Annotated in this window: 26 protein-coding genes; 18 read left to right on the top strand and 8 right to left on the bottom strand. The window is 35.8% G+C overall.

Annotated elements, in window-relative coordinates; all coding sequences use genetic code 11:
* Positions 1–80: 80 nt before the first annotated feature.
* From N782_RS06835 to N782_RS06810, 8 genes are all read left to right on the top strand, one after another.
* Entirely contained in the window at positions 81–263 is a 183-nt protein-coding gene (locus N782_RS06835) for a hypothetical protein (RefSeq protein ID WP_036817758.1), read from the top strand.
* A 207-nt stretch (positions 264–470) separates the two neighbouring features.
* On the top strand, positions 471–1,073 hold the full coding sequence (locus tag N782_RS06830) for a nucleotidyltransferase domain-containing protein (RefSeq protein WP_036817756.1): 603 nt from the start codon (positions 471–473) through the stop codon (positions 1,071–1,073).
* Positions 1,074–1,265: 192 nt separating this feature from the next.
* Positions 1,266–1,778: a C45 family peptidase gene (locus N782_RS22150; protein WP_338048244.1), complete on the top strand. Its 513-nt coding sequence runs from the start codon at positions 1,266–1,268 to the stop codon at positions 1,776–1,778.
* Entirely contained in the window at positions 1,735–2,076 is a 342-nt protein-coding gene (locus tag N782_RS22145) for a carcinine hydrolase/isopenicillin-N N-acyltransferase family protein (protein ID WP_338048243.1), read from the top strand. The genes N782_RS22150 and N782_RS22145 overlap by 44 nt, the downstream gene beginning before the upstream one ends.
* Positions 2,077–2,500: 424 nt before the next feature.
* Entirely contained in the window at positions 2,501–3,289 is a 789-nt protein-coding gene (locus tag N782_RS06820) for a helix-turn-helix domain-containing protein (protein WP_036817754.1), read from the top strand.
* A gap of 368 nt (positions 3,290–3,657) precedes the next feature.
* Positions 3,658–3,846: a zinc ribbon domain-containing protein gene (locus N782_RS22180; protein ID WP_152600730.1), complete on the top strand. Its 189-nt coding sequence runs from the start codon at positions 3,658–3,660 to the stop codon at positions 3,844–3,846.
* A complete protein-coding gene (locus tag N782_RS06815) occupies positions 3,792–4,199 on the top strand; it encodes a hypothetical protein (RefSeq protein WP_036817752.1) in 408 nt (135 codons plus the stop codon). Before N782_RS22180 ends, N782_RS06815 begins: the two co-directional genes overlap by 55 nt.
* Positions 4,200–4,292: 93 nt before the next feature.
* A complete protein-coding gene (locus N782_RS06810) occupies positions 4,293–4,910 on the top strand; it encodes an NUDIX hydrolase (RefSeq protein WP_036817750.1) in 618 nt (205 codons plus the stop codon).
* Between the two features lie 137 nt (positions 4,911–5,047).
* On the opposite strand, the gene N782_RS06805 is transcribed toward N782_RS06810, so the two are convergent.
* Entirely contained in the window at positions 5,048–5,737 is a 690-nt protein-coding gene (locus tag N782_RS06805; protein ID WP_036817748.1) for a CPBP family intramembrane glutamic endopeptidase, read from the bottom strand.
* Positions 5,738–5,815: 78 nt separating this feature from the next.
* Here N782_RS06805 and N782_RS06800 point away from each other — a divergent pair, with 78 nt between their 5' ends.
* The 3 genes from N782_RS06800 (at position 5,816) to N782_RS06790 (ending at position 7,736) form a co-directional block, all read left to right on the top strand.
* Complete coding sequence (locus N782_RS06800; RefSeq protein WP_036817746.1) at positions 5,816–6,553, top strand: MerR family transcriptional regulator; 738 nt, start codon at positions 5,816–5,818, stop codon at positions 6,551–6,553.
* Between the two features lie 206 nt (positions 6,554–6,759).
* Positions 6,760–7,074, top strand: coding sequence for a hypothetical protein (locus tag N782_RS06795; RefSeq protein WP_036817744.1), 315 nt, complete (start codon positions 6,760–6,762; stop codon positions 7,072–7,074).
* An 80-nt stretch (positions 7,075–7,154) separates the two neighbouring features.
* Positions 7,155–7,736 (top strand): hypothetical protein, encoded by a 582-nt coding sequence (locus N782_RS06790; RefSeq protein WP_036817742.1) that lies wholly within the window; start codon positions 7,155–7,157, stop codon positions 7,734–7,736.
* A gap of 333 nt (positions 7,737–8,069) precedes the next feature.
* Here N782_RS06790 and N782_RS06785 read toward each other — a convergent pair whose 3' ends face one another.
* The 3 genes from N782_RS06785 to N782_RS06775 all read right to left on the bottom strand — a co-directional run bounded on the left by N782_RS06785 (position 8,070) and on the right by N782_RS06775 (position 10,284).
* The gene (locus tag N782_RS06785; RefSeq protein ID WP_036817741.1) at positions 8,070–9,122 is read right to left on the bottom strand and encodes an iron-containing alcohol dehydrogenase family protein; all 1,053 of its coding nucleotides are present in this window, start codon (positions 9,120–9,122) and stop codon (positions 8,070–8,072) included.
* The gene (locus tag N782_RS06780) at positions 9,115–9,771 is read right to left on the bottom strand and encodes an MtnX-like HAD-IB family phosphatase (RefSeq protein ID WP_036817740.1); all 657 of its coding nucleotides are present in this window, start codon (positions 9,769–9,771) and stop codon (positions 9,115–9,117) included. The genes N782_RS06785 and N782_RS06780 overlap by 8 nt, the downstream gene beginning before the upstream one ends.
* Before the next feature lie 117 nt (positions 9,772–9,888).
* Positions 9,889–10,284, bottom strand: a complete 396-nt coding sequence (locus N782_RS06775; protein ID WP_036817739.1) for an SET domain-containing protein — start codon at positions 10,282–10,284, stop codon at positions 9,889–9,891.
* Between the two features lie 245 nt (positions 10,285–10,529).
* Here N782_RS06775 and N782_RS06770 point away from each other — a divergent pair, with 245 nt between their 5' ends.
* The 6 genes from N782_RS06770 (at position 10,530) to N782_RS06745 (ending at position 14,882) form a co-directional block, all read left to right on the top strand.
* On the top strand, positions 10,530–11,003 hold the full coding sequence (locus N782_RS06770) for an NUDIX hydrolase (RefSeq protein ID WP_036817737.1): 474 nt from the start codon (positions 10,530–10,532) through the stop codon (positions 11,001–11,003).
* Between the two features lie 3 nt (positions 11,004–11,006).
* A complete protein-coding gene (locus N782_RS06765; RefSeq protein WP_036817735.1) occupies positions 11,007–11,564 on the top strand; it encodes a histidine phosphatase family protein in 558 nt (185 codons plus the stop codon).
* A 403-nt stretch (positions 11,565–11,967) separates the two neighbouring features.
* Positions 11,968–13,524, top strand: coding sequence for an RQC-minor-2 family DNA-binding protein (locus tag N782_RS06760; RefSeq protein WP_084103002.1), 1,557 nt, complete (start codon positions 11,968–11,970; stop codon positions 13,522–13,524).
* Between the two features lie 66 nt (positions 13,525–13,590).
* On the top strand, positions 13,591–13,797 hold the full coding sequence (locus tag N782_RS06755; protein ID WP_036817729.1) for a hypothetical protein: 207 nt from the start codon (positions 13,591–13,593) through the stop codon (positions 13,795–13,797).
* A gap of 45 nt (positions 13,798–13,842) precedes the next feature.
* Positions 13,843–14,301, top strand: coding sequence for a nucleoside deaminase (locus tag N782_RS06750; RefSeq protein WP_036817726.1), 459 nt, complete (start codon positions 13,843–13,845; stop codon positions 14,299–14,301).
* A gap of 56 nt (positions 14,302–14,357) precedes the next feature.
* Entirely contained in the window at positions 14,358–14,882 is a 525-nt protein-coding gene (locus N782_RS06745; RefSeq protein WP_036817724.1) for a GNAT family N-acetyltransferase, read from the top strand.
* A 97-nt stretch (positions 14,883–14,979) separates the two neighbouring features.
* Here the strand turns inward: N782_RS06745 and N782_RS06740 are convergent, their stop codons facing one another.
* On the bottom strand, positions 14,980–15,702 hold the full coding sequence (locus tag N782_RS06740; protein ID WP_036817722.1) for a 3-ketoacyl-ACP reductase: 723 nt from the start codon (positions 15,700–15,702) through the stop codon (positions 14,980–14,982).
* Positions 15,703–15,817: 115 nt separating this feature from the next.
* Entirely contained in the window at positions 15,818–16,576 is a 759-nt protein-coding gene (locus N782_RS06735; protein WP_036817719.1) for an SDR family NAD(P)-dependent oxidoreductase, read from the bottom strand.
* A 905-nt stretch (positions 16,577–17,481) separates the two neighbouring features.
* Here N782_RS06735 and N782_RS06730 point away from each other — a divergent pair.
* On the top strand, positions 17,482–17,805 hold the full coding sequence (locus N782_RS06730; protein ID WP_036817717.1) for a hypothetical protein: 324 nt from the start codon (positions 17,482–17,484) through the stop codon (positions 17,803–17,805).
* 58 nt (positions 17,806–17,863) lie between these two features.
* Here N782_RS06730 and N782_RS20645 read toward each other — a convergent pair whose 3' ends face one another.
* Both N782_RS20645 and N782_RS06720 read right to left on the bottom strand, forming a co-directional pair.
* Complete coding sequence (locus N782_RS20645; protein ID WP_161783079.1) at positions 17,864–18,340, bottom strand: hypothetical protein; 477 nt, start codon at positions 18,338–18,340, stop codon at positions 17,864–17,866.
* A 51-nt stretch (positions 18,341–18,391) separates the two neighbouring features.
* Entirely contained in the window at positions 18,392–18,748 is a 357-nt protein-coding gene (locus N782_RS06720; RefSeq protein ID WP_052111207.1) for a hypothetical protein, read from the bottom strand.
* Positions 18,749–18,885 lie beyond the last annotated feature (137 nt).

The following is an 18,885-nucleotide window of genomic DNA, read 5'->3' as shown; positions in this document are numbered from 1 at the left end:
ACTTTAACATCTCCTTATTTCGTGTCTAGATTTATGGGTCCATTATAGAATTTGTTAAATCATATACGGGGGTAACTTTATTGGAAGGTATGGGTCTATCTATTTTAATATATTTAGTAGGTTTATTTATTCTGTATATCGTTATAGAAACGGCGGTCAGGAGAGGTATTAACAGCTCAATAATTGGTCGATATATGGAGGAAAAGAATGATAATAGGGAAGATAAAGAATCTTTTTTAGATGATGATTTAGATAAAGATTAGAAATAACTTTTCCCACACCATGATATAGTCTAGTAAAAATAAATATCTTAAATTCAAGCTTTCAGATATAAGGGCGCAATTAAATTAAAAGATTGCGTCTCTTTTACTATTAAATTTAGTACTTAATGGATAGATAATCTAATAGGTTTCTTGAGGTTAATTTATCAATGAGACATCATTATTAGTCATTTAAGGGTGAGTTTTATCTTGAGAATAGATATAGATAATTGGAATCCCATCACAGTTTCAGAAGTAAATGAAGTCTTTTCAAAGATTCCAATCAATTGGTGTATAGCTGGAGGATGGGCGTTAGACATACATATGGGTGAAGAAACTAGAGAACATAAGGATATAGATGTCATTATTTTTAGAGAAGATCAACAAGTATTATATAAATATTTATATGGAGCATGGGATTTATACAAAGCTGAAAATGGAAAATTGGAGGCTTGGATACAAGGAGAATATTTGTGTTCAAAACACGATATTTGGGTAAGTAAGGATGCTAATTCTTCTTGGGCATTTCAAATTATGTTAGTTGACACTGAAAATGATGAGTGGATTTACCAAAGAGAGAAATCAATAAGAGCATCAATAGAGGAGATTATACATGAATCACAAGACGGCATTCCTTATATTAAACCTGAAATTCAGCTTCTTTATAAAGCTGGATCTTCAATCATAAGAAATAAGGATTTTCAAGATTTTCAAACCATTCTTCCTTTTCTAGATGCGAGGGAAAAGAAGTGGCTTAGAGACGCTATAAATAAACAATTTCCTTGTGGGCATTATTGGTTAAATTGGTTGTAGGGTTACTTGTGCAGGTTTAAATTCAAGTGTTCCATATAAGAGCCTGGTTGTTTAAATATGATGATCAATTTATTTGTTGCACAATAGGTCCATAATAAATCAGTCTACACACAACATAAAATGACATGAATTTAATAGTATTAAAGATTATTATTAACCTTAAGATATTCGATTTTTACAAGGAGGTCTATTATGTCGGATACATATGTAGACGTACTTCAAATCAGAGATACTGCTTTTAATATTGGCATTAAGACAGGAATTGAAATTAAAAACCAACCAATAATAAACACTTTAGAAGCAATCACTAAACCTGAGATTGACTATGACAATATGAAGTCTATTTACTCTTCATTCGCTCCTCATTTACTTGATGAGTTGGATGGTTTAGCTTATAGTTTGAATCTTTCTCCTTACAAAGCTGCAGCTTTATTTAGTGGTTATGAGGTGCCAAGGACAGAAGCTATGGGGTGCTCAGCTCTTCTTACTGAAGATTTTTATATTAGAAACTATGATTTTTCTCCTACTTTATATGATGGGATTTTTAGTTTGGTACAACCTGAAAACTCTTTAGCTTCAGCAGGTTATAACCTACAGATTCTTGGTAGGCATGATGGAGTGAATGAACATGGGTTGGTAATGGGGTTACACTTTGTCAGTAATGATGGTTACACAAAAGGTATCTCTCCATGGACTGCTAAATAAAAACCGAGATTCTATCGATGGCTCTTTGAAGCGAAATAACTATTTACATAAACTCAAAGGAAATAATCTCACTCAGTTAGAAGCTTTCAATGAATTTAAAAATAAAGAATCCCCATTATTTTTTACTGACTATGAAAATCTTTTTGGGACACTTCACACATTTTCTTATTCATATCGAAACTCAAAGCTTCTAACAACTATAGCGCAAAGTAGTCAGAATATAGAGGTTGATTTTAAGGAATGGGTTAATGGCACGGATATTAACGTACAGAGGTTAAAAGGTATTATAGAAGCATGAGTCAATCTCCCAACCCCTAAAGGGTAAGATGTAATAACGAGTGATTATAGAAGTCATGATTTCTAGTCTTTCTGTACCGGGGGGCCTAAACAGAAGGATTAATATGAATTAATGTAAATTAATATTGAAAGATAAGGGCGCGAACATTGAATAGATGGGTGCGTCTATTTTAGTAATGGGCAATAATGCTTAACAAAAATTATAATGCTTGTAAAAAAGATTATGGGAGAGGATTGATTTTTAAGATTTTAATTTCAACATAATTGAGATCTCTCATAGCTGCAAAAATAAGAAATGTTAGGTGATGACAGAACTTTTTCTAAATCATGGAACGATTTTTTAAAAATCATAGACACCAACCAATCGACTCCTTGCGATTACTAAAACGAAAAACTAATTCGTTATAGTACAGGAGTCGATAGATATGAATTATGTGAGTTTAGCAATCAAACATCAGCCGTTTCAAACCAAGGAAGAAATGAATAGAGCCATTAAATCTCATATTGGAGAGCATGGAACTAAATTGTCAGACACGGAAGTGGAGATGATTCATCTTCTATCTCGCTATGCCTGCAAGTATCCAGGTGTTGCGTTTCTTAAGAATGATACAATTGCCAAACTAATCGGTAAAAGCAGAAGAACAGTGATTCGAGTATTGAATAAGCTAGTCGACCTTTCTATTATTACACGCCTTGAAAATATGCGCCTTCAACGTGGAGGAAATGGGGCGAATTTATATATTTTTAACCCTACTGTCACCCAGGATGTGTCACGTAGCGATGAAGTTAAAAACGCAGAAGTATCAATGGATTCAGCTCCGGAAATGCCAGACGAACCATTATCTTTTAAAAACATAAATAAAAAAGAATTTAAAGAATCGTTACAGGTGGAAGATTCCCATCTTAAGAATTCCTATAGAGTATTCAAACAATTGGTCTACTGCTTTATTCCAGAAAAGAATTTTTTCTACCGTTTGTACCGTTCCTATAAAGCGCAAATTAAGTCATTAGAAACTATCTATACTGAAGAAACGCTGCATGAAATAGGCATTCATGCTTTAAAAGCGATGTTTTCGGCTATGAAAAGGAAAGACATACATAATCCTGTTGGTTATTTCAGTCGTATTGTGAAACAAAAATTAGATGATCTTTACTTGGAGTGTTTGAGGGAGATGGAGGAAGAATTTATTGGAGAGCATGATTACGGACTATAAAGAAGGGGAGTCCCTGTAATAATCATGAAGAACCATAAGATAATAATTGAGCTTAATAATGCTCAACCACGACAATTAGACAAGATGAATAATGCTACCACTACTGAAGAGAGTACATGTATAGGTGAGGTTCATGTGAGGCGCGTATATTGATGGTAAACCCATGAATCTTTTGATTGGTTTAGAGGTCACAGAAGATATGCTAGTTGACGGAGATGGTTTAAGCTACTTGATGTAAATAAAAAGTAAATCAAGTACGAAAGATTGGTTAATCATCTTTTTGTTATTGAGTTCGCTTACTGGTTTTGCAATAATAGATGTTAGTTTAAGACCAAGTATAGATACTCAGTAAAAATGAAGGTGAAAATATGAGCTTAATGAATTGTCCAGCATGTGATAATCAAGTATCTCCTCAAGCGAAGTCCTGTCCGAAGTGTGGCCACCCATTAAAACCGACACCAAGTACGCCACCTCCAGTAGAAAAGAAGGAGGGACTTGGATTTTGGGGCGTCGTTGGAGCGGTGGTAGTAGCAATCATCATTCTATCATTTATTTAAACTATTATTCCATCATTGTCATTGGAGTGTTATATGGGATAAATCGGTTCTACATAAAAGAACGAACGTTACATCCGTTTGTGCACGGTTATTTACACGATGTGATGGCAGGGTGGTTTATGATTGCCTTCCTGCAAATTGTATTGGCTTGGAGTAAATATAGGCACTCCTATGTACTCCATAGTTTGAAGCTTCAGCTATTGGTAGTAAGTGTAGCAGGTATATATTGGGAGCTGTTCACACCTTTATATTTACCTAATAGTGTTTCTGATCCATTAGATATTGTTGCTTATCTAACAGGAGCATTATTCTACGGTTTCGTTTTAAAATTCTTGTATAGAAAAAGGAAATAAGTTTTCAAAACATAGCTAATTAGGCATCGTTTAAGAAACGCTTCTTAACTTTTGGTATAGTAGAGGATATAAATAAACGAAAGGGTGCCTGCTATGGATCTTAGAACCATTCAAGATAAGCTAGCCAAACACACACCATCTATAATCGGAGATGATGCTCTTAAAAGGTATTCGTTACTCATACCAATAATGGTGAAGCATGATGAATTACATATATTGTTTGAGGTTCGTTCTTTTGAAATGCGCAGGCAACCTGGTGAGATATGCTTTCCAGGTGGAAAAATGGATGATCAAGATAGTAGCACTCAAGTGACAGCTATTCGAGAAACCAGTGAAGAACTTGGGATAAAGTTTAAGCAAATTAAAAACGTTCAATCATATGGTTATATGGTATCGCCATTTGGAATGAAAGTAGACGTATTTGTAGGGTTTTTGGATTGTAAGGAAGAAGCATTTAATCCAAATAAAGATGAAGTGGCCGAGATATTCACGGTCCCGTTAGACTTTTTTCTAAATACGAAGCCTGACCTTCACTATGTTCATATGGGAGTCGTTCCAGAGGCTGATTTTCCAACTAATATCATTCCCTATGGTGAAAACTATCAATTTCCAAAGCGACGTTATGTGGAGTACTTTTATCACTATCATGGAAGAGTGATATGGGGATTAACTGCACGTGTGTTGTACGATTTTATAAAAAAGATGACATAGGTAAAAAGCCTAACGTGCAATTAGGCTTTTTTTCATCAGTAAAAATCATAAGTACTCTCACTTACATGGCTATCATATGGTTCCATGCATCAATGTTAAGGTAGATGCCATATCTCTATCTAAACGATTGGGCTTTATTATAGGGTTAGCGTGACGAGAAGAGCCGTCCCATTGAATAAGGCATGGATGATCATAGATGGAACGATGGAATTGCTTTTTTCAAACATCCATCCAAAAACAAGACCAGACAAAAACACGACCGGTAATGTGTTGTAATGAGGGATGTGTACGATTGTGAAGATAGTAGAGCTGCTTAACAAGCTTATTCCAACATTCCATCGATTGCGGAGCCAGCTATATATAAATCCACGGTAAAATAGCTCTTCATAAAATGGAGAAATTATGGTTGCTGATACAAACCCAACTATGAATTTCCATGCTGAAAAACTTGATTCTAGGCTGTCTGTCTTGCTGCTGGAAGAACTAATCCCAAACCATTCCATTACAATAATTACCCCTACGCTACTTATAGTCAACAAAATGAAGTGAAAACCGATTAGTGGAAGTTTTTTTAAAGAAAAAGATTGAAGGCCTATATCATCCCACCTTAAGGAACTAGGTTTAAGTGCAATATAATAGATCCCACTTAAAAAAAGGAGAGCCATAATGAATCCAGTTATTGTTCCTGCATAAAGTGAATCCTGCAATATAGCTTTTAACCAACTTTGCATCCATCCTTCAATGAAAATGGGGACGAATACCATAACCAATAACAGTAACAACATAAATTCTTTCCATGACCAATTTCTTGTATTTGATTTACTCAAAACCCAACATCACCTTCCATTTTATGATAATTTCATTGTAGAGGGTTACGTTACGTAAGTAGCAAGGAGGAAAGGGTAATGAGTTTATTTTCTACGGGGGAAGTGTCTAAACGATTAGAAATCTCTGTTAGAACCTTACGATACTATGATCAAATAGGATTAGTTCACCCGAGTGAGAGGGCAGAGAATGGTAAACGGTATTATTCAGAAGAAGCTATTTTGACGATTGAAAAGATAACGATTTTAAAGCAACTATCCCTATCTCTTGAAGATATTCATAAACTTTTAGACCAAATCTCTATGAAAGAAATCTTAAGCCTTAACAAGCAATTTCTAGAAACAAAGAAAGAAGAGATAGACAACTCCATTAGCAAATCTAACACACTCCTTCATGTACTGGATCTAGAAGGAAAGATAAGTTGGGAGCACTTAATACCTCTAATTAAGCAATATCCAACACCAAGTGATACATATGAAGATATATTTACCCAAGAAGAGGAGGAAGTTTTACAAAGGACTCTCCCAAAAATGGAAGAAGACGAGGACCACATAACAAAATGGATAAATATCATTAAGAGGATAGAGAAGTGCCTAGAAAAAAACATAGATCCTTCTTCAGATGAAGGGCAAATAATTGCCTCTGACATCATCCTCCTATCAAAAGAAACATTTGGTGGAGATGAGCGTTTAGCAGAGAAGTTTTTTGATGCAAGAAAATCTAATAAACAGCCTAATTCAATAAATCTGTACCCAGTCAAAGAAGAGGTAATGGCATTTATGGAGGAGGCGATTAAAAAGTATGAAGAGGACAATTGAGTAAAACTCTCATTAAGGGAGATATATTGTATAACGTGTTAATCATAATCCATATATGCGTCACTTGTGTGGCTCTTTTAGTTTCTAATGTAAAAGAACATTCTATTATTACGGACCGAGTAAATAAGTATGCGGTTAGAAGAAAGTCAGTATTAGTGCTTATACAAGTTTGCGATTAGTAGAATAAAAGGGGAGTTTTTTCTAGTATGTCAAACCATGGGAAAGTACTATGGACTACTATAATCTTTGTATTGTTCCTAATACTCTCTCTTTGGTATTCAAGTTCCTACGGTGGATTGGCTATTAAAAACGAGATAAAAGAATCCATTACAGAAAGGTACAACAATCATGTTACATTTGATCAGATGGAATATATAGATCATGGATATAGAGAAGCAGGGGAGGAGTGGATGGTAAAGTATCGAGTTATAGAGGAAGGTCACTGCAGTTCCTATAGAGCTTGGTTTTCACCAGATGGCAGTGAGCGTACCCATCTTGAACCATTAAACTCATGTAGCTAATACCCTGGTGAGAGTTTTGGGGAAGTATTTAGCTTATCGCCTAGAATAGTAATCTAATTAATAGAGAGGGTCGTAGGTAATTGAAAGGGATCAACTTATTCATTTTTACAATCATAAGTAGTATTATTCTCATTTTATTCCGTATATTCTGGCAAGTTATTGGCTTTGTATGGTTATTGCTTCTAAGTCCTTTTCTTGTTGTATTAGCAATCGTACATATCATGTTAGTAGTATGGGCAGTAGTAGTGTTAATTCGAAAGAGGAATTGGAAACCGATTCTAGTTCATGCCTTTACGATAGCAGTATTATTCATTCCATTTAATAACATGATGGTACATGTAAAATTCAATATGAACAAATCAGATTTTAATAAGGTAGTAGAGATGGTGGAAAGCAAAGAGTTGGAACCGAATGTACCGAATCAACCAACACTAATTGAATTGCCGGATGCTTATGATCATTTGTCCAGTGGAGGCGGAGAGATAAGTGTGGAGGGTCAAGGTAATCAGTTATCTATCTTATTCTATAGAAATAGAGGCATGTTGGATAATTATACTGGTTATTTATACACTAAAACTCCATCTAGTTTTGACATGCTTGGGTTAGAAAGTAACGATGTGAAAGAGTTAGAGGATTCTTGGTATTATGTGATGTCTGATTAAGCTTTTGAAATAAGCATATTTTGTAAAGGAGTGAAAAGAGTGAGTGTTCTAATCCAGCTCATAGGTGTCCTCCTAATAATTGGAGTGATAGTATTTATCCTTTATTATTTACCGCTAATATCAAAGGATTTACATAAGGTAACGAAGCAGAATGAGGAGATCATTAGACTTCTAGAAAACATAGCAGATAAGCAAAATAAATGATTGTTTCCATTGCGACCATGTTATTTTAGTAGGCAGTAATAAGAAACTAGAAAACTATTAGAGACAACCGAAGATACTTGAAACAAAAGATGAAGGGAGAGTTTGGATAGCCATACTCTCCCTTCTCATTTACTCGAGTATATCCTGTAACACTGAATCCTGTTCCAAAAACTGCAATGCCTTTTCTCGGTATGCTTCCTCATGCAGGTAGGTGTATCGATAAGGCTTCATAAGATGACTGTGCTCGATTGCATGAGAAAGGTCTTTTTTACTAATGTGCAGTGTTTTTACATAGTCAAAAAATCCAGTACGATGAAACACTTTGCTCATCCGTTCGGCTCTATGTTCTTGAACATGTGCCATAATGTACGTTGCAATACCGACTTGAATGCCATGCATGTGAGGTTGTTCTGCATATTTGTCGAGTGCGTGAGATAATAAGTGTTCTGATCCACTTATTGGTGCACTATTCCCGCTAATGACTGTTGCGACTCCTCCCATGGTTAGGGAGCTGACGAGCTCTTTTAATAATGTAGGGTTCTGAATATCATGCATTGGGGTTCGAATAAAGCTGTTTACTGCTTTTTTACTTAGCATCGATGCAAATGCATTTACATGCGTTACTCCATGAGACTCCTCAAAATCCCAGTCATAAAGAGCTGTTATGTTCGACATTAAATCTCCTATTCCAGCTAGTATAAATTTAGTAGGAGCGCTTTGAATGATGGTTAAGTCCGCAATGATTCCATATGGAACTTTCGCAGGTACCGTTGTTTTCTTGCCATTAATAAGAAGAGAGCAGTTGCTGCTGGCAAAACCGTCGTTTGAAGCAGAGGTAGGGATACTAATAAAAGGTGTTTGCCTTGAGAAACCTATATATTTCCCATAATCAATAACGGAACCTCCACCAACAGCTACAATCACGTCATATACCTCCAAAGAGAAGGCTTTAGTAATTAAGTCATTAATGTCCAAATTTGCTTCTAAGGTCATAGTATCGACCTTTGTTTTCGTAAAGGAATCCTTTACGTTCTTCTCATAATGGTGATAGGTGAAATCATCAAATAATATTAGGACTTTGGTAAAGCCATGTTTTTCAACTATTTCTTCTAGATTATAAATCACATCATTTTTAATCTCTAGAATTGCGGGGATCGGGATACTCGTAATTGGACTAGACATCTGCTATAAATCCTTTTTGGATTAACGTTTTTTCAACTTCTGTAAAGTCGTTAACAGGTATAAAAGGGACGTTCTTAGCTTCCAGTATATGTTGCAAGGCGTCTTTTGCAAAGGTAAGGTCAGCATAAACCGCAGGATGCGAGTCAGGTTCGCTGTCTCCTACAAAATGGACCGTTTCATATTCTGTTTGTAATTCCTGTATGACTTTGGATTTATCAATACCATATCTTTCAGAATAATGTCGGTGTTCAGGATCAATATTCATATGTACATTTTGTTTGTGATAGTAACCCTCATTCGAAAGAACAGTTACATTCTGAATATCATATTTTTTTAAGATGTGATGGATGTAATAATCTGTACCAGCACTTAATATATAGACATCCCCACCGTTTTGTTGAACGTGATGAATCAAAGATGGTACGTATGCATCAATAGGGATATCAAGTATGTCCTTAATGATTTGCTCTTCATCCTGATTAATGGAAGAAAAAACAGTACTTAGAAAATCTATATCCTTCATCTGGCCAGCTTTCCATTTCTTGAAGAGCTCTTCACCCTCAGGAAAATATTTCTCAATGACAACCCAGTAGAAATCTTTGTTGGAAATCGTGCCATCAAAATCAGAAACAAATGCCCATTTCTTCATGCATTTCCCCTCCATATGTATAAGACTTTTCTATTCCATTGTACAAAATTTTTTTCATGTACACTACTACGGATAGAATGATAAAAAAAACACCTGCAATGGACAGGTGTTTTCAAGTTATTCATTATCTTCGTTTGAGACTTCGTTAAACCATAAAGGGGTTTCATTATCAACTTCCCCATTGTAGTTTATGAGAACTTCTTCCCCTTCTTCAATATCGGTATAAGCATAAAACTCGAAGGTTCCACTCTCAAAGTTGATTTCATAGTATGCATTTGGTTGATAGGAATGGTTAAACATCATGCCATAACCTAAAAGAAATGCAGAATGGTGCTCCCCATACTCAAATACATAATCAGCTAGATGTGTTTTTTCGATGTGATGGTGTTCCTCATTAGGGTAAGGAATTACAGGTGCTTCGTGCAATAACTCATCTTTCGGTATATCTTGTTTGGCAAAAACGCCTTTATTTAAATCATCATCTGTAATGGAGGATGTACGTACTTCTATCAATTTTCCACCTTGCCTTTCTAGTCCATTTAAGGTCTTTCTACAGTTTGACAGGTGATATGGGAGAATGCAATTTTCTTATTTTTCAATCAATAAAGGTGTTATGGAATAAAATAGGAGGGCAGGATTTTTATGTACTTGAAGAGAAAAAATTTAGGGGAGGTTTATTTTAAGGTGAAACTGTACCTGTTGGAGAGTTTTATTAGTTGTGCTCTCCCTACTTACTATTTTACAAAAGGGGACTAACGATGGAGAAACAACACCCTAAACACATTATAGCAGTATCGGCTTATATTACTGATGATGACGGAGAGGTACTCTTAGTAAGGACGCATGATCGAGCGGACACCTGGGAATCTCCAGGAGGGCAAGTGGAAGAAGGCGAACCATTGGATCAAGCGGTGTGCAGAGAAGTGTATGAAGAAACGAATATAGAAATTGATCTGATTGGGATATCAGGTGTTTATTATAGTGTATCAAAGAATTTGCTATCGGTTGTGTTCAAAGCAACATATAAATGTGGAGATATAGATATTCAAGTGGATGAAATCCAGGATGCAGCATTTATCCCTTTGAATGAATCAAACATTAATGATTACATAACGCGTCCACATATGAAGTCAAGAACATTGGATGCAATGAAGGCGACACATACCGTTCCTTATGAAATCTGGGATGCAAGAGCTCAGCAACGAATAGGAAGATTAGATAAAGGGAGGTGAATTATGGGCAAGCGTATATACATAATTCGGCATTGTAAGGCAGAGGGACAGGAATTTGATGCACAACTAACGGATGAAGGACATAAACAAGCTCAACAATTACGCGATTTATTTTCCACGATTGAAGTAGATCGTATCATTTCCAGTCCATATCGGAGAGCCGTTCAATCTATAAAACCATTAAGTGAAACGAAAAGAGTAGAAATAGAGACCGATAGTCGATTAGAGGAAAGAAACCTAAGTAGCAAACAACTGACGGATTGGCTAGAAAAACTCGAGTCTACTTTTTTGAATATGGACCTAACATTTGAAGGAGGAGAATCCAGTAGAGAAGCCACAGAACGTGTTGTGCAACTAATGGAAGAATGTGAAGCAGACGAAATGGAAGAGTCTATTATAGTTGTCACTCACGGTAATCTGATGGCATTACTACTTAATCACTTTTTACATGATTTTGGATTTGAAGGATGGAAGGGACTGAGTAACCCTGATGTTTATTTGCTTCAAATAAATGAAGATAGAGCTGAGGTAGAAAGGGTATGGAATAACAGGTGGATATAGTAGTAGATCAATAAGTGATTCTTTTGAAGATTTTATTCTAAGGATATTTTAAGTAGTAATGGGGGTGAGGAATTATGGAATTAAAGAAATTTGTTGTTGGATATATTGTAGGTATGCTCATATATTTGGGTTTTAAATGGATTGTACTAAACGAGTTTGATTGGTCTAGTTTTATTATTCCTATCATTATAAGTCCGGTTATATACTTGGTAGTTAAAAATAGGTCAAGTAAAACTTAATACGGTAATTATTAAAATGTTTGACTAGTTTCCAAACAATTTATCAAGACATCAATCTTCGTTCTCATAAATATAAAAATGATATAATGGAGAGAAGATATCCTAGAGTATATCTTAGTTGTGTTCATGTACAGGATATCTGACTACTTAAAAAGATTGATGAAATGGGTGAAGACCTAATGTCCTTGACGAAGCTTACGTACTACATGGAAGAATTCCCGTACTTGGTTTTTTATCCTGGTGGAAAAAAGAATAAATCGATTCGCTCTATAAACAATAAAGTAAGAAAAGAATCCATTCATAGAATTCATACGATGGTAGAAAAAGCAGTGCAACATATAACGCAAGAAGATGTGACAGCTTTGCAGGCATTTTTAGGTTTACAGGGAGCAAGTGTACTCCCACTCTTGATAAGCAAAGAAGGTGATTTGTACCTTGGAGGCCTTGTGAAACCTGAATTATTTCTTTTTGAAACCTTCTCCAATGAACATGGTGTACCAATTCATCAGGAATATGTTTTCGAAGCAAAGATTAATACATTATCTAATGACAAACTAGAGCCTCTTATCCAGTCTCTTCTAAATCAATATATTTTCTGTGCCAAATTAGCAAAATACTCAAGAAAGAATTGGATTACTTACCTTGAAATTCGATTCGAGTCTCATTCTTTGGTTACATTTGCACAATCCAAAAAGAAAGAAGTTCAAGCTGTTGAGAAGATGAACAAATCAAATTTGTTATCACAGCTAAAATATCCTGAAGATATTGCATTTTGGAGGCATAGAGTTGAAATTGTCATGCGACCTTTTCGCTCGATACCAAAGGATTGGTTATGGTCTAGTGAATCAACGTGTAATCATGAGAAGGACCTTATTGTACATTCAGAAAAACGAGTGATGGAATTACATTGTGATATATGTGATTATCAGGTTTTTTTCAATCACGAAGAGAATGCGCTACAGTTAAATGAAGAATTTGATTTAGAGAAAGTAAGAAAACGCGTCCACACAATAGAAAGGCAATTTAATGAGATTGCTGAAAAGAATGACTCACTACTAGATAAGCTTACCCGGATACAATCCTTGCAACAAAAGTTAAAACCATTTCAGAAACAATGGGAATCTATAGGTGAATTATTGAATCAAATAAACAAGATGCCCAAGCAAACAGAAACTATTCCTTTCAGTCCGTATGTAGAGATCTTTACGCAATTAAATAAAATCACCATACCTAATCATGAAGACGAGTCTTATCTGCTTTGGTTCAGTCAAATGGAGTTACCGAATGTTCATGCCATAAAAGCTATTGATGATTGGGAGCAATTATTGAATCAAGATATAGGAAGACTACTGACAGAATATGAGAAACAGTTAGAAGAATATCTTGAACAAAACAAAATATCGAGTCAAGAAGAATTCACAAAGGTTAATAAACATCCCTTATATTGGGGAGAGGTGGAACAAGTCCTTCAATTAATCCATGACTATGCTGGTCTCTATCCTGCACATGTTATTACTCAAGTGTTAATTGGTAAAACGAGCAACAAAATTAGGACGGAGAAATTACATCACACCCCTCAATTCGGTGTTCTTCACGAATGGTTAGAGAAAGATGCTATGAAGGCTTTGAAAATGTTGGAAAAAGAAGGGTGGTTACAAAAACTCTCTAAAGGATTCGGATTAACGGATAAATCAATCCCCTTTGTAGAAAAAGCTGTGTGAGTAGTATTATCTAATTTGAAAATACTAAAAGTACGATTTTTTTCATGAGAAAGGGAGTGAATCGGTATGGGAAGTCTAATCCCTCTTATTTCTGTAGGAGGTGCGGCTTTAGTCATTGGAATCGTAAAGTATCGAGATTATAAGAAGAAAAATATAAAACCTCCGAAAAAATGGGAAGGTAAAACAGAAGAAGAAATGGAACAGGATATGGAAGATGCGGAGAGAAAAACAGAAGCACAGAAAGGTATGGGGAGAGCAGGAGGCCCTTTTTAATAGTAGGTAAATGAAGTTAGAATTAATTTATGTGGAGGTCGTAACATGGATAGACATGATGAATACTTCATGGAGAAAGCGATCGATAATGCTTTAAAGTCTAGAAGAGCAGGAAATGAACCCTTTGGAGCTATTTTAGTGAAAGGGGAAGAGGTCGTGAAAGTTGGGGAAAACAAAGTTCACTCTCAATTTGACCCTACCTACCATGCTGAAATTGGGCTCATAAGAGATTTTTGCTCTGAGCATAATGTGTTTGATTTAAGTGATTATACTTTATATACAAGTTGTGAGCCTTGCGTTATGTGCTCTGGAGCCATGGTGTGGTCCAACCTTGGTAAGGTAGTATATAGTGTTTCCCACGATCAATTAGCTGAAATTGCTGGAGATAATATCATGATTTCCTGTAAGGAAGTTTTTGAGAAAAGTCCTCTTCGCCCGCAAGTTGTGGAACGTGTGATGAATGAAAGAGGGATAGAAGTGTTTGATGGATACACGTTTGGATAGGAAATGTACTTATGAAGAAACAAGTATGAAACTTATAAAATAGAAAGGAGTAAGCTTTGACTACTCAATTTATTCTACTAACAGAACCTACAATACCTATTGTGGAAGCATTCAATAGATGGGAAAGCAACCCTTTTTTAATTCCATTTACTCGCCCGCACAAAAATAAAGAAGAACTTGAGAATGTTGCGGTCATAACGGAGGAAGACCTTAGCAAGCGTCTAGAAAATCACCATATTTATTTGATCTATCACGACGGTAAGTTAGTTGGTGAAATGAACTATATGGTAGATCCCGGACATTTATATAAAAAAGAACCTGGAACAGCATGGATTGGCATTACAATCGGTGAACAGGAAGGAAGAGATAAGGGGATAGGCGTAAAAGCAATGCAATACATAGAGGACCAAATTAAGAAACAAGGATTAAAGCGAATCGAATTAGGGGTTTTTGAATTTAATATGCAAGCTCAGAAGTTATATCATAAGCTTGGCTATCAAGAAATTGCTCGCTTAGAAGAGTTTACGTATTGGCAAGGCAAAATGTGGGCAGATATTCGAATGGAGAAGTATTTAATGTAAAAGGTGTCAGAGTGCTTATCTGACACCTTTTATTTATTTTGTCTAAATTTAATGCTTAATCTTTTGTGGCTTTAAGTTAATTGATTGTGTATTTGCCTTAGAATGGGTTGGTTGCCCATTGTAAGGATGTTTTAATAAAGATGCGTTGATGTAATTTTAATTGAGATACCATATATTCGGCTAGGTCCTCAGGCTGCATAAACTTTTCTTTGTTTTGCTCATCGACATCTTCCCCAAATGCCATTTCCGTTGCTACAAGGCTAGGGTTGAGGGTGAACACGCGAATGTTATTTTTCCGCACTTCTTGCATGAGTGCTTCGGTCATGCCTTGGATGGCAAATTTCGAGCCACTGTACGCAGAGGAGCCTGCTGTTCCTTTTAATCCGTTGCTTGAGGAGATATTAATAATATCACCCTTATCTTTTTCAATAAGCTGAGGTAACACCGCTCTAGTAACGTGGTAAGTTCCAAACACATTTACTTCGAAGGTATGTTTCCATTCTTCTGGATCCATTTCTAAAAGGGAGCCGTGTGCACCTATGCCGGCGTTATTGATTAGAATATCAGCAGGGCCTAGGTCTTTTTCTAATTTGGATATAGATTCATTTACTTCTTCCATGTTTGCAATGTCTGTTACCGCAATACTAGCATTTACCCCAAGAGCTTGAGCTTCTTCTTGGACTGCTTTCAATTTACTTTCCGTTCTGGCAATTAATCCTACATGAATGCCTTCTTTGGCAAACTTGATAGCTGTAGCACGTCCAATACCACTACCTGCGCCTGTAATATAAGCGATTTTACCGTTAATTTCTTGTCCCATATTAAACCATCCTTTCAATGATTTTCTATGGATAAGTGTAATCCTTCTTATCTACTCATTCAAAGATAATGATTTACATAAGCTAACAGTAGCAAGCCGAACATATAACAGAACCTTAACGAATATATTTTAGGTTCGTGAATACAGGGTCCTTCAATTCAAATTCATACGTTTTTTCATCAACCAGACCGAGTGTTTTATCACTATCGTAAAGTTGCAGCATAAATTGTGCCATTTCTTTTGCAGTATGGAAATTTGGCATACTTTCTTTATAATCAAATGAATCTGTATCAAGAGCACGTTTCGCAAATTCAGTTTCCGTAATTCCAGGAGCTAAAATTTTCGCTTGTAAGCTTGCGCCTCCTGACGCTAACTCTTCCGCAAGCCCTTCTGTAAACGAGCTGACAAAGAATTTCGTAGCTGTGTATGTAACCGCATTTGGTAAAATACTGTATCCTCCGCTAGAAGCTACGTTAATAAGCTGTGAACCTTCCACATTGGCATAATCACGGACGTAGAGCGTTGAGAGGATAGTGAGTGCTTGTGTATTCAATTGAATCATGTTCTCCACTTTTTCTAAGTCTTGGTCAGCAACAGGTGACTTCACTCCGAATCCGGCATTATTTATCCATGTTTCAATCTCATAGATTTTTAACTTTTCGTAGATGGCATAAACATTTTCCATGATGGATAGGTCTGTTGGTTCAATGACAACGTCAACATCAGCGTAGTGTTGTTGGATTTCAGCTTTCAGATCCTCTAATTTCTGTTCCCTTCGTGCAATAAGAATTAAATTTTTCCCTCGTTCTGCAAAAGCTAAAGCAGATTCATAGCCTATTCCTGAACTAGCCCCTGTTATGACAGTATATCTCATGGTTATACCTCCTGAAATTTAAAATGAATATATTAAGCTTAAATTTCTTTCATTAAAAAGGTCAAGTTATACGGTAGTCCATTTCTTTTTTGAAAGGCTGTGTTAAAGTTTGCTGTTGATATAATAATGAAATTTTTAAGTTCCTCGATTCGAGATATATTGGGGATGAGAGATGTTTCCCTTTCTTTAAATAGAATAAAGGTGGCCGTGGAACAACTCGCGTCCTGCCGGCGGCCCTACACGATGTAGGGTCGTTCGATGTTGTCACACGATGTGACGGTTTTAGTCGAACCTCCCCTTATCATTCAAAGTCTCGCCTACCTCTTTCTCCGGCGGGAGTCTCGTCGTTCCACGGCCACCTTTGCTTTTATTGAGATGAACGGAAACATGGCCTGGTTAGAAAGGTACGTTTTCTGAATGGTAGTATTTACGAAGCGAAAAAATGGATTATGACATAAAGTCAAGCTATGCTAGCGGACATATAGTCTCTTATTCTTCGATTTAAAGGCTATTTTGCATTCGTAACGGACATCCAGTACGCTATTTGGCCTAAATCAGCTTAATATTGGGTGTTTTTTCACAAATAAGATACCATATGTCCGCAAGCCTCTCCAAAATAGGGTTTTTACAGTAAATAAGAGATTATATGTCCGCCAAGAAAAGTTGTCCTACGTATTGCCGATCCCACCCATCCCTAACCCTCATTAAGCATCGGATTCACCTAACCCAAATTATCTCGAATCCAAGTCTTCAAAATTATGCTTCTTATCTTGAATAAAACTATTTAGATTAATTGATTCCAAAATCAACACCAAACTTTAACATAGCCTTTTGAAAAGATATTGTTCTGAATAATATGGTAGAATATAACAATAGTATCGATTGAAAATGTAAAGGAGATTACAATGAAAAGATTTTTTAAGCAACCATTGAAGGTTTCGTTTTGGTCTCTTATTTTTACGTTTGTTGTACTCTCGGTTTTATTGATTGATCTAGAGTTTTTCTCAAATACAGATTCTGATTTTGTGTACACAGCATCGAAGGTCTATATTGCCATTGCATTACCTGTATTGATAGTGAATCCTTTGTTTGGGCTCATTTACTCGTTTTTTGTAGAAGGGTATAGGAAAGTCATTTTTATTCTGCTTCATTTCGCTAGTGCAGGAACGATCTCCATCTATGCGTTTCTGGCCTTTATGTTCCGTTATTTTGTTCCATTTGCACCTTAGTAAATATAATAAGATGAGCGATTTGTGTTATTCGCTCATCTTGGGTTGCAATGAAAACCTACTTATTTTGTTTCACGTCACTGTAAAAAGGATTTTTTGAAGCATTGCCTTTTTGGGCAACGCTGCTTTCAGTTGGATTGTCTGAGGCATAGCTTTTTTCTTGAGCGATAGAGCTATTCACTGGGTTCTCGACTGCATTGCTGTCTTTGATTCCAATAGCTGATTTCTCTATATGACCAAGTGATATTTGTTCGGGATTTTGTTCCTGAGTAACATTGAGATAAATGTTTATCTCAAGTGGTCCATCATAAGATGTTTTATCCTTGCGTTTACATGTTGAATGTTTGTTGCAATATTTTGGTTCTTTGTCTACATTTACATGTAGCGGAATATTTGGTGCTTCCTCGTCCTTAGTTTCTAGAATTTCTTCTTTTAATTCTTTCAAAAGCTCTTTCTTAAGTTTACACTTCAATTTCTTTTTTTTATATTTTTCTTCCTTATCTCTGCACATTTTACTTATCCAACCTTTCTTCATTCTAATAAAAAGACGATATCCCCACAAAAATGTGGGGATCCAAGGGAAGGACTATTCTTCTTCTTTTTTGTTTTTAGCTTTACTATCTTCTTGAGCAACTGCGCTATTATAAGGATTATCCGAAGCATTGCTTTCGTCTTGAGAAACTGCACTATTATAAGGATTATCAGAGGCATTGCTCTTATCTTGAGAAACCGCGCTATTATAAGGATTATCGGAAGCGTTACTATCCTTAATAGCGATTGCACCGTTATCTACATATCCAAGAGAAATTTGTACTGGATATTGAGTTTGTAGGCAACCATGCTTTTTGCCTTTAGAGTCATCATGTTTCTTATATTCGTAATCATAGTCAAATTCGTTATCAAACTCTTTTTTCTTACATCTTTTTCGATCGCGTTTACCCATAATTTTGTCTCCACCTTTATTTTATTTGTACCAGTATCAGAAGATTTTTTTGTCTGACACTTAATACAAGTTATGTTATTTAAATTGTAAAGGTTGGATGGATATAATGTTTGTAGAATAAATGATGCATTACTCTA

It is taken from the genome of Pontibacillus yanchengensis Y32, assembly GCF_000770635.1.
In the GTDB taxonomy this organism is placed as follows: domain Bacteria; phylum Bacillota; class Bacilli; order Bacillales; family BH030062; genus Pontibacillus; species Pontibacillus yanchengensis.
Note: the sequence above shows the minus strand (reverse complement) of the source record. Positions and strands in the feature narration are given on the sequence as shown.